At 47.4% G+C, this 15,045-nt stretch carries 11 protein-coding genes; 8 read left to right on the forward strand and 3 right to left on the reverse strand.

Features of this window, described 5'->3' with window-relative positions; all coding sequences use genetic code 11:
• Positions 1-9: 9 nt before the first annotated feature.
• On the forward strand, positions 10-1,458 hold the full coding sequence (locus OL444_RS05520) for a DUF1800 domain-containing protein (RefSeq protein WP_264734228.1): 1,449 nt from the start codon (positions 10-12) through the stop codon (positions 1,456-1,458).
• 40 nt (positions 1,459-1,498) lie between these two features.
• The gene (locus OL444_RS05525) at positions 1,499-2,707 is read left to right on the forward strand and encodes a DUF1501 domain-containing protein (protein ID WP_264734227.1); all 1,209 of its coding nucleotides are present in this window, start codon (positions 1,499-1,501) and stop codon (positions 2,705-2,707) included.
• A gap of 62 nt (positions 2,708-2,769) precedes the next feature.
• Here OL444_RS05525 and OL444_RS05530 read toward each other — a convergent pair whose 3' ends face one another.
• The 3 genes from OL444_RS05530 to OL444_RS05540 all read right to left on the reverse strand — a co-directional run bounded on the left by OL444_RS05530 (position 2,770) and on the right by OL444_RS05540 (position 7,368).
• Positions 2,770-3,261, reverse strand: coding sequence for a hypothetical protein (locus OL444_RS05530; protein ID WP_264734226.1), 492 nt, complete (start codon positions 3,259-3,261; stop codon positions 2,770-2,772).
• Positions 3,262-3,410: 149 nt separating this feature from the next.
• Positions 3,411-5,459: an OPT family oligopeptide transporter gene (locus tag OL444_RS05535; RefSeq protein WP_264734225.1), complete on the reverse strand. Its 2,049-nt coding sequence runs from the start codon at positions 5,457-5,459 to the stop codon at positions 3,411-3,413.
• 193 nt (positions 5,460-5,652) lie between these two features.
• The gene (locus tag OL444_RS05540) at positions 5,653-7,368 is read right to left on the reverse strand and encodes a peptide MFS transporter (protein WP_264734224.1); all 1,716 of its coding nucleotides are present in this window, start codon (positions 7,366-7,368) and stop codon (positions 5,653-5,655) included.
• A gap of 170 nt (positions 7,369-7,538) precedes the next feature.
• On the opposite strand from OL444_RS05540, the gene purD reads away from it, so the two are divergent.
• From purD to rodA, 6 genes are all read left to right on the forward strand, one after another.
• A complete protein-coding gene (gene purD / locus OL444_RS05545) occupies positions 7,539-8,816 on the forward strand; it encodes a phosphoribosylamine--glycine ligase (RefSeq protein ID WP_264734223.1) in 1,278 nt (425 codons plus the stop codon).
• Between the two features lie 336 nt (positions 8,817-9,152).
• Entirely contained in the window at positions 9,153-10,175 is a 1,023-nt protein-coding gene (locus OL444_RS05550; RefSeq protein WP_073078293.1) for a rod shape-determining protein, read from the forward strand.
• Positions 10,176-10,278: 103 nt separating this feature from the next.
• On the forward strand, positions 10,279-11,166 hold the full coding sequence (gene mreC, locus OL444_RS05555; protein WP_264734222.1) for a rod shape-determining protein MreC: 888 nt from the start codon (positions 10,279-10,281) through the stop codon (positions 11,164-11,166).
• Entirely contained in the window at positions 11,163-11,672 is a 510-nt protein-coding gene (gene mreD, locus OL444_RS05560) for a rod shape-determining protein MreD (protein ID WP_264734221.1), read from the forward strand. Before mreC ends, mreD begins: the two co-directional genes overlap by 4 nt.
• Positions 11,673-11,786: 114 nt before the next feature.
• Positions 11,787-13,721, forward strand: a complete 1,935-nt coding sequence (mrdA, locus tag OL444_RS05565) for a penicillin-binding protein 2 (RefSeq protein ID WP_264734220.1) — start codon at positions 11,787-11,789, stop codon at positions 13,719-13,721.
• 22 nt (positions 13,722-13,743) lie between these two features.
• Positions 13,744-15,030, forward strand: a complete 1,287-nt coding sequence (gene rodA, locus OL444_RS05570) for a rod shape-determining protein RodA (RefSeq protein WP_264734219.1) — start codon at positions 13,744-13,746, stop codon at positions 15,028-15,030.
• Positions 15,031-15,045 lie beyond the last annotated feature (15 nt).

Below are 15,045 nucleotides of genomic sequence, written 5' to 3' on the forward strand. Positions count from 1 at the left end.
ATTTTGCTGATGGGCACAGATAACCGAAAAATCCAGCTGCAGCATTTAGCCTGGCGTGCAGGTTTTGGCACAACGCTTCCCACCATTGCCGGATGGATGAAGCAACGCCGCCGGGAAGTGGTACATGAAGTCGTGAACGGCGCAGTAAAAACAACTCCTGAATCAGTAAATGTAATCGCAGCCAAAGACCTGCCCGACTACCGGCAGGTGAAAACCATGATGCCGGAGGAAAAGAAAGCCTTACAGCAAATGAACAACCAGGGTATTAAAGACCTGAATGTTGCCTGGATGCAGATGATGGTGAAAAGTGCCTATCCGCTGCGCGAAAAAATGAGTCTCTTCTGGCATGGTCACTTTGCCTGCCGTACCCAAAATGTTTTATTCAATCAGCAACTACTGGAAGTCATCCGTGAACATGCGTTGGGCAACTTCGGCACCTTACTGCAGGCCGTGTCTAAAAGTCCGGCGATGCTCCAGTTCCTCAATAATCAGCAAAACCGCAAACAACATCCGAATGAAAACTTTGCCCGCGAAGTGATGGAACTGTTTGCCATGGGAAGAGGGCATTATACTGAACCCGATGTGAAAGAAGCTGCGAGGGCCTTTACCGGATGGGGATTTGATGCCACAGGTCAATTTGTATTCCGTAAAGGACAACATGACGATGGGCTCAAAACATTTCTCGGAAAACAAGGACATTTCGATGGCGATGATATCCTGAAAATATTACTGGAAGAAAAACAAACAGCCCGGTTTATTACGGCGAAAATTTTCAGATTTTTTGTAGATGATCAACCCGATGAGGAACGGGTAACACAGCTGGCCGCAAATTTTTATCAATCCGGCTACAATATACAACAGCTGCTGCAGGAGCTCTTCCTGGCAGACTGGTTTTACGACCGCCGTTACCTGGGTAACCGCATCAAATCACCGGTAGAATTGCTGACAGGACTACGCCGAACGATTCCTATGGCTTTTGAGCAGGATGAAGTGATGCTGGTATTTCAGCGGATACTGGGACAAGTACTTTTTTATCCGCCCAATGTAGCCGGATGGCCAGGCGGCCGTAGCTGGATAGACAGCTCCAGCCTGATGTTCCGGTTGCGGGTACCACAGGTCATCCTCTATTCTCAGGCACTGGATGTACAACCCAAAGCGCTGATGCCGGAAATGGGAGAAGGCGCTAACTATAAAATGACCTTGGAGATCAATGCTTTTCTCAAAAAGCAGTTTGCTAAAAAAGTAAATGCCCGTATCGATTGGAACCCTTACGTAGAAGGATATACCGGCGTGTCCCGGGAAAACCTGGCTACGGAAATTGCCGGCGTATTGTTGCAACAAACCAATGGTATCAGCCGGTCATTACTGGAACGATATGCCGACAGCAGTACCCGCGAAAACTATATCAAAACGATCACCATCGATGTCATGAGTACACCGGAATATCAGCTGTGTTAAGCTGCCGGATCCTATTTACCCACCATAAACTTTATATGCTATGCTGATTCTTAACAGGCGCCGTTTTTTACAGGTAGGTTCATTGGCGGCTACATCGGTCATGTTGCCCCGGTTTCTCAAAGCCATGGAAAAAGAAGCGCTGGTACCTCCCGGTAACAAAGTGCTGGTGGTGATCCAGCTATCCGGTGGCAACGACGGGTTGAATACTGTGATTCCCTATCGCAATGATATTTATTACCGCTCCCGTCCTTCACTGGGTATCGAACGGGAAGCTGCCTTGTCGCTGAATGATGAACTGGGCATCCATCCGGCGCTGAAAGGGTTGAAAGGATTGTATGATGAGGGCGCGCTGGGTATCCTCAATAATGTAGGGTATCCCAATCCGGATCGTTCCCATTTCCGTGCAATGGACATCTGGCACACCGCCAGCGAAGCCAGTGAATACCGCAGCGATGGCTGGATAGGCCGTTATCTCGACGCCCAGTGCCGGGGATGTGATAAACCTACGCAGGCGCTGGAAATAGATGATACCCTCAGTCTGGCCCTCAAAGGGGTACATACCAACGGGCTGGCGATGACAGATCCCGCACGGCTTTTTAGTACCAGTAATGACCGTTATTTCAATGACTTGCTGCAACAGCATGCAACTGCCGGCAGCGCCACAGATCATGCTGCAGATTACCTGTATAAGGTAATGGGAGATACGATGGCTTCTGCAGCTTATATCCGCCAGCAGTATAAAGTCCGGCCGTCGGGTGCCTCCTACCCCAATACCGACCTGGGGAAACACCTCCGGATCATTGCCAGCCTGATAGCTTCCGATATCAACACCAAAGTATATTATGTGTCACATGGTAGTTTTGATACCCATACCAACCAGCAAGACCAGCAGCAACGCCTGTTTCAACAGTTGGGTGATGCCATGACGGTATTTACGGACGACCTGAAACAGCAGCAGCGTTTTGAAGATGTGCTGATCATGACCTTTTCAGAGTTTGGGCGGCGGGTAAGCCAGAATGCAAGTGGTGGCACCGATCATGGTACAGCCAATAATGTGTTTTTGATGGGTGGTGGTTTGAAAAAGCCGGGATTGATCAATGAAGGACCTGACCTGTCTGATCTGCGGGAAGGGGATTTACAATATAAGGTAGACTTTAAAAGCGTATATGCAACGGTGTTAAACAAGTGGCTGGGTGCCGACGATCATACGATATTAGGGCAACGCTATGATATGCTGGATTTTATTTAACCAGCCGCATTACGCATCAGGTGCCGGATAGCTGGTGAAGATGCGTAATGCGGCCTGTTTTATTATTGGCTTACCTGGGTAATAACAGCCCGGAAAGCGCCATCAGTAGCTTTTTTAGTGATGCTGGAAATGGTGGTATCTACCAGGGTGCCGGCAAACGTACCTTCCACCGTAATATTATCTATCCGGGTAATGGTAATGTAGAAATCGGTGCTGGCCTTGGAAGAAAGCGCTATACGCATAGAATTATTCAAGGCAATCAGCATGCTGTTCCCTTTTTTGGTGCAGGGGTAGGTACCTGGTTTAAAAGGTAAGGCGGCTGTGGCCAGGGTAAAGGTGATCACATCACCGGTATAGCTTTGGGCGGTGATTTCCATTTTCGGAAAATCATTCAAGGGATTATCATCGCTGAAATTGGGAACATAAATAGTTCCTTTGGGATTTTCAGCGAGATAGATTTTCGAATCCAGTTTAAAGGACACGAATCTGCGTTGCCGGCTGTTGTCGTCCTCACTTTTCTTGCAGGACACATTCGACAAAACAATAAGGCTCAATAAGCATGTTACAAATATGCGCATAGGTAAGTTATGACCGGTTTATTGAAATTGCGTTAAAATTAAACATTTTCAACATAAAATAAGATGCCGGTAAGGATTGTTACTCCTGTACCGGCATCTTATTTATGTTGAACAATTTTGTTTGTTTATGCTTTGCGGGCAGTACGGTAAAGATACCAACCCATAAAGGTAAAGAAGCCAACGCCTAATATATAGTAACCGCCATGACCAAGCGCTCCGGTGAGGCCGGCTGTGGTGTTTAATTTAGCGAGTATGGCTGCCGTGGAATCAAAGCCGGCGAGGATGGCAATAATCACCCCGGCGACAGCACCTCCGGCTACCAGGCCGGTTGCAAACAGGTTGCCTTTGCCCAGTTCTTCTTCTTCCGGTTTGAGTTGTTTGTTTTCCTTTTTCTGTTTGCTATCTACCACGCCCCGGATAGCGCCACCAATAAATATAGGCAACGTAGTGGATAATGGCAGGTACGCTCCTACCGCAAAGGAAAGGGAGTTAATACCACACAGTTCCATGGTAATGGAAAGGAATACGCCTACCAGTACAAACTGCCAGTCGAGGTTGAAAGACAGGATACCTTTAGCCAGTGTAGCCATGAGGGTACCTTGTGGCGCCGGATAGTATGCACTACCGATCGCATGTTCCGTAATCCCCTTGCTGATCATTTCAGAAGTAGGTTTATCCAGGAATTTTACAGTGAGTCCTATTACTACAGAAGATACGATTGCGCCGATAAACAGGGCTAATTGCTGGTACCGCGGCGTAGCACCTACGATATACCCGGATTTGAGATCCTGGGAAGTGGCGCCTGCGTTGGCAGCAGCAATACAGATCATACCACCTACTACCAGTGCGAGGGGCTCGTATACTTTACCGGTCCATCCTACTGCAATGAATACCAGGCAGGTACCCATGAGGGTAGCGATGGTCATACCGGAAATAGGATTGTTGGAAGAGCCGATCAGTCCTACAATGCGGCTGGATACCGTCACGAAGAATGCACCGAATATTACCACCAGTAAGCCTATCAGTAATTTTTTACCGATGGAATCACCAGGTAGCTGCGGCAGGAAAGCCATCAGGAGTACCAGGGCAATACTACCAAACAATACTACTTTCAGGCTCAGGTCTCTGTCGGTTCTTGGCACAGCCTGTGTATCAGCGGTATCGCCACCATTGTTTTTAATGGCGCCTATGCTGCCTTTAAAGGAAGAGATGATGGTAGGAATAGTTTTGAGCAGGGTGATAAAACCACCGGCAGCTACTGCACCGGCGCCGATCTGGCGTACGTATGCATAATATACAGCGGAAGAATAATCAGCAAAAGTATGGGCAACCGGATCCCAGCCACCCTGACCGCCTGGTGTCTGGAGGTTGGCGAGGTAACCGATTTTTACCAGCTGGGAGGCAATCACATCACCTGGCAGCAGAGATGCCAGCAGGGGAATGAGCGCCAGCCAGGACAGTACACCGCCGGCTACCAGTACCCCGGCAATGCGGGGGCCTATGATATAACCCACACCCATATACTCTGGTGTGATATCGGCACTGATTTTAGCAGAAGGGAAAAATTTGCTGGTCTGACGGGTCATATACTCCGGTGTTTCTGCAATCACGTGCAGGATTTTCTGGAGAATGGCATAGGCAAAGGCAAAGCCCAACCCATAGAAGGCCGTTTTGGCGAAATCACCACCTTTTTCCCCGGCAATCAATACATCACCACAGGCAGTACCTTCCGGATAAGGGAGGTTTTTATGTTCCTTTACGATGAGGGATTTCCGCAGGGGAATCATCATGAGGGTACCAAGTACACCGCCAAAAATGGCCAGGGTAAGGATGGTAAAGTAGTTGAAAAAGTTAGCGCCTCCACCATCAGTAAGGAAGAGGAATCCCGGGAGGGTAAACACCACACCGGCTGCAATGGATTCACCTGCAGATCCGGTTGTCTGAATAATATTGTTTTCGAGAATGGTGGTGTTGAAAAATTTTCTGCCTAAAGTAATGGCAATAACGGCGATAGGAATTGATGCGGAAACGGTTAAACCGGCTTTCAGCGCCAGGTATACGGTGGCTGCGCCGAAAATGATACCGAAAATACAACCGAGCAAAATGGATTTGAGGGTGAACTCTTTCATTTGCGCACCGGGTGGAACAAATGGTTTAAAATGGTTGTCAGACATAAGAATGTTTAATTACAAGGTGTTATGTTGTTGAATACAGTGTAATGCGTAAATATAGCGATTGTATAGAAAGCAGAAAGCTATTGAAGGAAGACCGGGCGAAATAAGGGACAATCGCTGATATCTTCTTTTCAATAGCTCTCTGGTACAGGCATTTTAGTGATCGCCTGCAGTACAGGTAAAGTACCTGTAATTATCTAACACCGTGCATCCATTTTTTCAGGAAGCTGGTAGACAGGAATAATAAAACGGCGGCAGCACCTGGCAAAATCACGAACACCATAAAGAATTCGTAGAGATTGTGGATGGTGAAGCCGGCAAAGGTTGGATAATGAGTAGCCAGTTTCAGCTCATGCAGTTTATCCAGCTGCTGGGCTGTAGCGGTAATGGTGCCATCCAGGATACCTTGCAGGTTGATCCCGTTTTTGCTGGCCAGGTCAAATTTATCGCTGGTAGGCGGCAACAGGGCACCGAGGGTACCTGCGAGTGCATAACCGGCAGCATTGGCCAGGAACCATACCCCCATCAGCAGAGAGGAGAAACGGTGTGGCGCCAGTTTGGATACCAGTGATAAACCGATCGGAGATAAACATAACTCACCCAGGGTATGGAAGAGATACATCAGAATCAGCCAGCTTACGCCGATTTTATCATGAGGACCCAGGTTTTTCACCTGGAAGGCAATGATCAGGAAACCCAAGGCCAGTAAAAAGAGACCCAGTGATTGTTTAACGGGAGAAATCGGCTCCAGGCTACGCTGGTTAAGTTTTAACCATAACCAGCTAAAAGGCAGTGCAAATACGATAATGAAGACTGAATTGGCGTTTTGTACAAAGCTGGGTGGCATATTCCAGCCGAAGAGGCGGCGATCTGTCTGATAGTCCGCGATAAAGGTGAGGGAGGAACCGGCTTGTTCAAAACAGGCCCAGAAAAAGATCACAAAGAAGGCAACAAAGTAAATCACCAGGATTCTTTGTCTTTCGATTTTAGTGATGGATTTATCGGTGAGGATCAATACAGCCAGGCTGATGCCGGATGCATAGATGAAAGGATAAAGCCATGATTTGATTGGATTGGGATCCAGGGAGAGGAAGTGAATTCCGAAGAAGAGTACAACGAGTAATACCAGTACACCAATGATGGCAGGCGTAGTAAATTTGGCTTTGTCAGCTTCACCGGTAGCCGCAGCTGCGGAAGATTTGCTGAAATCAGGTTTAGCGCCGATCGCTTTGCCGTCGGGCGTCACCACATACTTGTTTTTCAGGATGAAGAACAGGAAAGTACCCAGGAACATGGCCAGACCGGCAGCCAGGAAGCCCCATTTGAAGGCGCTGACCATTCTGAAACCATTCAGGTCTACTTTATCTCCCAGCATCGGGCAGATGAACATCCCCAGGAAGGCGCCCATGTTGATACCCATGTAGAAGATTGTGAAAGCGGAATCCAGACGGCCATCGTTTTTAGGATACAGCTGACCCACCATAGAGGAGATATTAGGCTTGAAGAAACCATTGCCAAAGATGATCACCAGGAGGGCGAGCCATACGATTGTTTTGGCTGTTTCAACGTTGCTGGCGTAGATCGTGGCACTGAGTACCATTAATAATTGACCAACGCCCATGACAAAACCACCTAATAAAATACAGTTTCTGTTACCGAGGTAACGGTCGGATATGTATCCGCCAAGCATAGGGGTGAGGTAGCATAATCCTAAAAAACCACCATAGATATAAGAGGAATCCGCTTCAGAGAAGGCCAGTGCATTTACCAGGAAGAGCGTTAATAACGCCCGCATACCATAGAAGTTAAACCGTTCCCACATTTCCGTGGCAAATAGGACCGATAGCCCCTTGGGATGCCCCTTCGACGAGGCGACCGGAGCATCTTGTGCAACAGCAGTTTGCATCATAAATTGGTTAGTTTTAGCAATAGTTGTTTTAAGGTTCTGTTAAGTTCTAGGGTGGCAAGTTAAAGAAAATCGGCTATCTGCGTAAAAAAATGGTAGGAATGCTCATTTTTTGAGCTTTTTTGATCTTTCTTTGCATTTTCTTTCGCATCTGCATTTATTAGGCAATTCATATGAACATACTATTACTTGGAAGTGGTGGCCGGGAACACGCATTGGCCCTTAAAATGTCACAAAGCCCGTTATGTGAACAATTGTTTATTGCACCCGGAAATGCCGGAACCGCTTTATGTGGTACCAATGTAAACATGGGGGTGAGTGAATTTGAGAAAATCAAGGCATTTTGCCTGTCTAATGCAGTAGATTTGGTAGTGCCCGGTTCCGAAGAGGCGCTGGTAAACGGTATCTTTGATTTCTTCCGCGCAGATGCTGCGTTACAGCATATACCGGTCATGGGCCCATCCAAAGAAGGAGCGCAGCTGGAAGGCAGCAAGTCGTACGGCAAGCTGTTTATGCAGCGGCACCAGATTCCTACGGCAGGTTACCGGGAGTTTAATGCGGATAACTACGAAGAAGGGGTGGCCTATCTGCAACAGCATACTTTACCTATCGTGTTGAAAGCCGATGGACTGGCCGCTGGTAAAGGGGTGGTTATCCTGGATAATCATGCTGATGCTGTAGCAGAATTTGAGCAGATGATCAAAGCTGCCAAGTTCGGTGATGCGAGTAAAACGGTAGTAGTAGAAGAATTCCTCACAGGTATTGAACTGTCTGTATTTGCCCTCACTGATGGGCATACGTATAAAATATTACCCGAAGCAAAAGATTATAAAAGAATCGGCGAAGGCGACCTCGGATTAAATACCGGCGGCATGGGGGCAGTATCTCCTGTACCCTTTGCAGATGCGGCTTTTATGGCAAAAATAGAAGACCGGATTATCCGGCCAACGATCAATGGATTGTCGCAGGAAGGCATCCCGTATAACGGCTTTGTCTTTTTTGGCCTGATTAATGTAGCTGGGGAGCCTTTCGTGATTGAATACAACTGTCGCATGGGTGATCCGGAAACGGAAGTAGTAATGCCACGTTTACAGAATGACCTGTTGGAACTGTTTAGTGCAGTAGCAGCAGGTACACTCGGGGAACAAACCATTTATACCGATCCACGTGCAGCCGCTACCGTGATGCTGGTATCCAAAGGCTATCCGGAAGCATATGAGAAGAATAAGGTAATTACCGGTATTCCTGCTCCAACACGTGATCAGATTGTTTTTCACGCAGGTACCCGACACGAAGGTGAAACGGTGCTGACCAACGGAGGCCGCGTACTGGCCATTACATCCCTGGCAGCTGACCTGTCCCTGTCACTGGCGCATTCCGTGCAAACTGCTGAGCAGATTGCTTTTGACGGAAAAGTTTATCGCCGCGATATCGGATACGAATTCATCTAAACCGTGCAGATAAGACCTGGTGGTTGCCGGTTGTTTAACGGCGCCGGCAACAACAGTACAACAGGTAAGGGTATCCAAAATTTACAGGGGGGAGGACTGGTACAGGACATTTGAAAAGCGGGACTTGTAAGGCGTAATTTTTAGCGTCAGGAACAATTAAAACGGACTAAATCCGTTCATCTGGCCGGAGCGTAAAGAGAGCAGTTACTATGCCGTTTGGACAACAAATAAGATTTTTTAATATTTAGCCGTATTATTGCAAGAATATCCATTTTTTGCATCGTATATTCGTTGGAAATATTCATTTTTGCATTCTAATTTTTGACCGTATCAACAATGGGATTTTTTAATTTTTTAACGCAAGAAATCGCGATTGATCTTGGTACAGCGAACACGCTGATAATTCATAATGACCAGGTGGTAGTGGATGAGCCTTCCATTGTAGCGATAGAACGGGCTAGTGGCAAAATTGTAGCTGTCGGAAAGAAGGCTATGATGATGCACGAAAAAACACACGAATATCTTCGTACTATACGTCCCCTGAAAGATGGTGTGATAGCGGACTTTAATGCCGCTGAGGGAATGATCAGGGAATTAATAAAAATGATTTATCCTAAGAAACCGTTGTTTGCGCCAAGCTGGCGTATGGTGATCTGTATCCCTTCCAGTATTACGGAAGTGGAAAAGAGAGCTGTACGTGACTCCGCTGAGCAGGCCGGTGCGAAGGAAGTCTATCTGATTCATGAACCCATGGCAGCAGCACTGGGTATTGGTATTGACGTGGAAGAACCAGTGGGTAACATGATCATTGACATCGGTGGTGGTACTACCGGTATCTCTGTAATAGCCCTGGCAGGTATTGTATGCGACCAGAGTATCCGTATTGCCGGTGATGAATTCACTGCCGACATCATGGAAGCCCTCCGTCGTTATCATAGCCTCCTGATTGGGGAAAGAACCGCAGAACAAATTAAAATCCATATCGGCTCTGCCCTGAAAGAACTGGATAACCCACCGGATGACATCCCGGTTAATGGTCGTGACCTGGTAACAGGTATCCCGAAACAGATCATGGTATCTTATCAGGAAATCGCCGAAGCCCTGGATAAATCTATCTTCAAAATTGAGGAAGCCATCCTGAAAGCGTTGGAAACCACGCCGCCGGAACTGGCATCAGATATTTACAGACGCGGTTTATACCTGACCGGTGGTGGTGCACTGCTGCGCGGACTGGATAAACGCCTTGCCCAGAAAATCAAACTGCCTGTTCATGTAGCAGACGATCCGTTACGTGCGGTGGTTAGAGGTACAGGCATTGCGTTGAAACATGTGGGTAAATATCCGTTCCTGATGCAATAAACTTATTTAGTTATTCAGATATTTTGCCGGGCAGGAACAGCCCTACCGGCCATTCCCCAACAGCAAAATATCTGAATATCCATTTTCTAAATAGTGCGCGCTTGTGCGAAATCTAATCATTTTCTTTAGGCGATATTTTAACTTCTTCTTATTTCTGCTGCTGGAAGTGATTTGTATTGTATTGGTATTCCAGAATAATAACTTCCAGCGAACAGCCTACGTTAACTCCGCCAATAATATCAGTGGCAGGTTATACGACAAGTATAACAATGTACAATACTACTTTCACCTGAAAGCCACCAATGACAGCCTGGTCGCTGAAAATATGCGCCTGCACAATGCGCTGCGTACCAGCTTCGACAGCATGATCACTACCAACGGTTTCAGAACAGATACCATCCGCAAATACAGCGATGACACCGCTCACAAGGTAATCGGTACTGAAATCCGCCGCTATGAATACTTTGCGGCAAAAGTGATCAACAATACACTGAATAAACCGGTTAACTATATTACCATACACCGCGGCAGCCTGCAGGGAATCCGCCCCAATATGGGCGTTATCAGCACCAATGGTGTGGTAGGCGTGGTAAGAAGCGTGAGTGATAACTACTCCGTTGTATTATCCATGCTGTCCAAATCCAACTCCGTATCCATCAGCGCCCGTCTGGGTCAAAGCAAGGAAATGGGATCGGTACACTGGGACGGCGATAATGCCGGCTATGCCCTGCTGAAGGATATTCCCAAAAGTGCGAAGGTAAACAAAGGTGATACCGTGGTAACCAGCGGTTTCTCTGCCCTGTTCCCCGAAAACATTCCCATTGGTTATGTAGATGGGATCACAGTGGGTGATAAGGCCAGTACTTCCTACACGATCCGGTTGAAATTGGCGACCAATTTCTTCAACCTGCAATATGTGTATGTGATAGAAAACCTGCTGAAGGAAGAACAACAACGATTAGAGGATTCAACGTATAAGTTGATTAAATGAGTATACTGTTAAGAAATATTATCCGTTTTGTACTCCTGCTGCTGATTCAGGTGTTTGTACTCAATGAAGTACTCCTGCACCAGCTGGTGAGTCCATATCTGTATATGCTGTTTATACTGGCGCTGCCCTTTAACCTGCCGCGCCCGGTACTCATGTTAATGGGCCTGCTCATGGGCCTTTCGCTGGATATGTTTATGAATACCATGGGTATGCACGCTGCTGCCTGTGTATTGATTGCTTATTTGCGCCCGTTTATTATCAATGTGCTTTCTCCGCAGGGTGGTTTTGAAACTACCCAGAAAACGCCTTCTATGACCAGCATGGGAGTATCACAGTTCCTGATTTACGCAGCGATCCTGGTATTTCTTCACCATACTGTTTTTTTTACACTGGAAGTATTTGGGTTTGCCAACCCGCTGTACCTGTTGTTAAAAATACTCCTGTCCACCCTTGCCAGTCTTTTTCTCATCGTGCTCTATGAATTACTTTTCTTTTCAAAAAAGTAATACAGGTCCGTTAAGGGAATTGCCGGTAAGTACCTGAACAGGTATGACCCGGCTTACTGCCTGAAGTAATTTTAGTGTAGGTTTGTATCTTAAAATATATCCGTCCTTAATAGCATGTCTGTATTTAATCAGCCCAGGAAAAGAGTTATACAGTTGATTATACTTGGGATGGTGGTGTTGATCATCACCCGGTTATTCTTCTTACAGATTGTGGAAAAGAAATACGCCAAGCTGGCGGATGCCAATGCTGTGCTCCGTAAGGTAGTATATCCCAGCCGGGGTATTATCTTCGACCGGCAAAACCGCAGTATCCTCGGCAACGATGTATTATATGACCTGGTAGTAACCCCCGCCAGTGCTAAAAATATAGATACCCTCTATCTGTGTAATATTCTGAAAATAGATAAAGAAGAATTTCGAAAACGGATTATCAACGCCATCGTGAAAAATGGCCGGGTAAGACAATCTGTTTTTGCTCCCCTGCTGGCGCCTGATGTATTTGGGCAGCTGCAGGAAAGTATGTACCTGTTTCAACCCGGCTTTGAACTGGTACCCCGTCAGATCCGCTCCTATCCTTATGCGGCAGCGGCCAACATCCTGGGGTATATCGCGGAAATCTCCCCCGGTATGCTGAAAGATTCTGCCTATTTTTCCTACAACTCCGGTGATTACCTGGGTTTCACCGGTCTGGAGAAAACATATGAATCGGTGTTGATGGGAAAACGGGGTATTCAATATCTGGTAAAAGATAACCTGAACCGGCCGCAGGGCGCCTACGAAAACGGAGAGTTTGACAGCGCCGCAGTAGCAGGTAAAAACCTCCGCCTCTCCCTGGATATAGAACTGCAGCAACTGGGTGAAAAACTGATGAAGGGAAAAAGCGGCAGTATCGTTGCCATCGATCCGCAAACAGGCGGCATCCTGGCTATGGTGAGTGGCCCCAGCTTCGACCCGAACCTGCTGACAGGTTCCTATCGCAGTGCCAACTTCAGCAAATTATATGTAGATACGACCAAACCGTTATTTAACCGTGCTATTCAGGCGATGTATCCGCCGGGATCTACCTTCAAGCCGATGATTGCCCTGGTAGGCCTGGACGAAGGCGTTATCACGCCGAGCTTTGGTTACCCCTGCGGCGGTGCCTACTATGGTTGTAACCGCCCTATCAAGTGCGAGCACCACGATGCAGGACACGCCGCTAATCTGCGGCTGGCATTATCCCACTCCTGTAACTCCTACTTCTCGCATGTATACCGGTTGAGTGTAGATGCCGGCAAGTTTGGAGGTATCAAGGTAGGTGGTATGCAGAAATGGGCCGACTATATGAATAACTTCGGCTTCGGACACCGGATAGGTATCGATATCCCCAGTGAAGGAAGAGGATTGGTGCCGGATAAAAAATACTACGACAACCGTTATAAAGGAAGCTGGAACTCCTGTACTTCCGTATTTCTGGGCATCGGTCAGGGAGAGCTGCTCCTGACGCCGCTGCAAATGGCCAATGCGATGTGTATTGTGGCGAACCGCGGTTCCTACTATATTCCGCATTTTGTCAGCAGTATCGATAACGACGATACCCGTCTGCTGGATAAATACAAAGTAAAACACGATGTGGCACACATTTCCGATACAGCTTACCGTGCGGTAATCAACGGGATGACCGATGTGGTGGAAAGCGGTACCGGCCGTGTTGCGCAGATAGAAGGCGTCAAAGTGGGTGGTAAAACAGGTACGGCAGAAAACTATGGTTTTGTAAACGGAGTGAGAACCAAACTCAAGAACCACGCGATGTTTGTGGCCTTTGCCCCTGCGGAGAATGCACGTATAGCCATCGCCGTAATTGTGGAAAACTCCGGATACGGTGCCCGCTACGCCGGCCCGATTGCGGGTATTATGATGGAGAAGTACCTGAAAGATACCCTTTCCGTAAAACGGCAGGCACAGATGAAGACGGTGATAGAAACGGTGACTATTGACCCGGCTATGCTGGCGAAATCACACCTCGACTCATTGAACAGAGCTGCGTCTATCAAACAGAAAAAGCCTTAACCAATAAACGAATAAACCGATAATGAACCGCGCACAAGCCAAACTGACACAAGGGATTGACTGGCCTATAGTAGGCCTGTATCTCGCATTGGTGATTATTGGCATCATGTCTATTTTCGCTGCGGAATACCGTGGGGATGATAACGTATGGCAGGATATCATCCATGTGAGTAAGAACTATTCCCGTCAGATGATGTGGTTCGGTATCTCTATTGTACTGGCATCGGTGATCTGGCTGACCGACAGTAAGTTCTTTACGGCCACCTCCAACCTCATGTATGCCGGCGGTTTGCTCCTGCTGCTGCTGGTACTCGGTATCGGGAAGGATGTAAAAGGGTCGCATTCATGGCTGGTGATAGGCGGTTTCCAGTTTCAGCCCGCAGAGCTGACCAAGCTGTGTACCAACCTCGCCCTGGCCAAATACCTCTCCTCGCAGGAAACAGACTTCAATAAATTACGATCCCGGCTCATAGCCGCCGCCATCGCCCTGATACCGGCAGGTATTATCATCCTGCAGGATGAAACAGGACTGGCGCTGGTGTATTTCTCTTTCTTCCTGGTGATGTTCCGCGAAGGACTACCTGGTGTATTGCTGGTGATTGCCTTTTCCGCTATTGTACTGGTATTATCGGCCCTGCTGGTAGATAAGATTATCCTGTTTTCCATCTTTACGGTGATTACCGCCATTGTTATCTATTTCAGCCGGCGGGAAATAAAACGAAAGCGTTCCCGGTTATTGGTGATACTGGGCGTATATGCCTTTTGCTCGCTCTTTGTGATGTTCATCGTGCCTTTTGCGTTTACCAAAGTGCTGAAAGACTACCAGGTACGTCGTATTGAAGTAATGCTGGGAAAAGAAAATGATCCGAAAGCAACTTATAATACCCGTCAAAGTATGATTGCGATTGGCTCCGGTGGTTTCTGGGGCAAAGGATACCTGAAAGGTACCCAAACCCGCTACGACTTTGTGCCGGAACAAAGTACAGACTTTATCTTCTGTACCATCGGAGAAGATTTTGGCTTCTTCGGCAGTGTACTTTTCCTGGGCATCTATGTAGCCCTGCTCTTACGGATCATCTTTGTGGCCGAACGACAGCGATCGACCTTTACACGGGTGTATGCCTATGGGGTGGCCAGTATTATCTTCTTTCACCTGGCCATTAATATTGCCATGACCATCGGTCTGGCGCCCGTAATCGGGATTCCCCTGCCATTGGTGAGCTATGGCGGGTCCTCCCTGATGACCTTTACCATGCTGATATTTATTATGCTCCGCCTGGATGCCGACAGGCAAATGGTATTAAGATAGCATATACTATCTTTG

It is taken from the genome of Chitinophaga nivalis, assembly GCF_025989125.1.
Lineage (GTDB): Bacteria > Bacteroidota > Bacteroidia > Chitinophagales > Chitinophagaceae > Chitinophaga > Chitinophaga nivalis.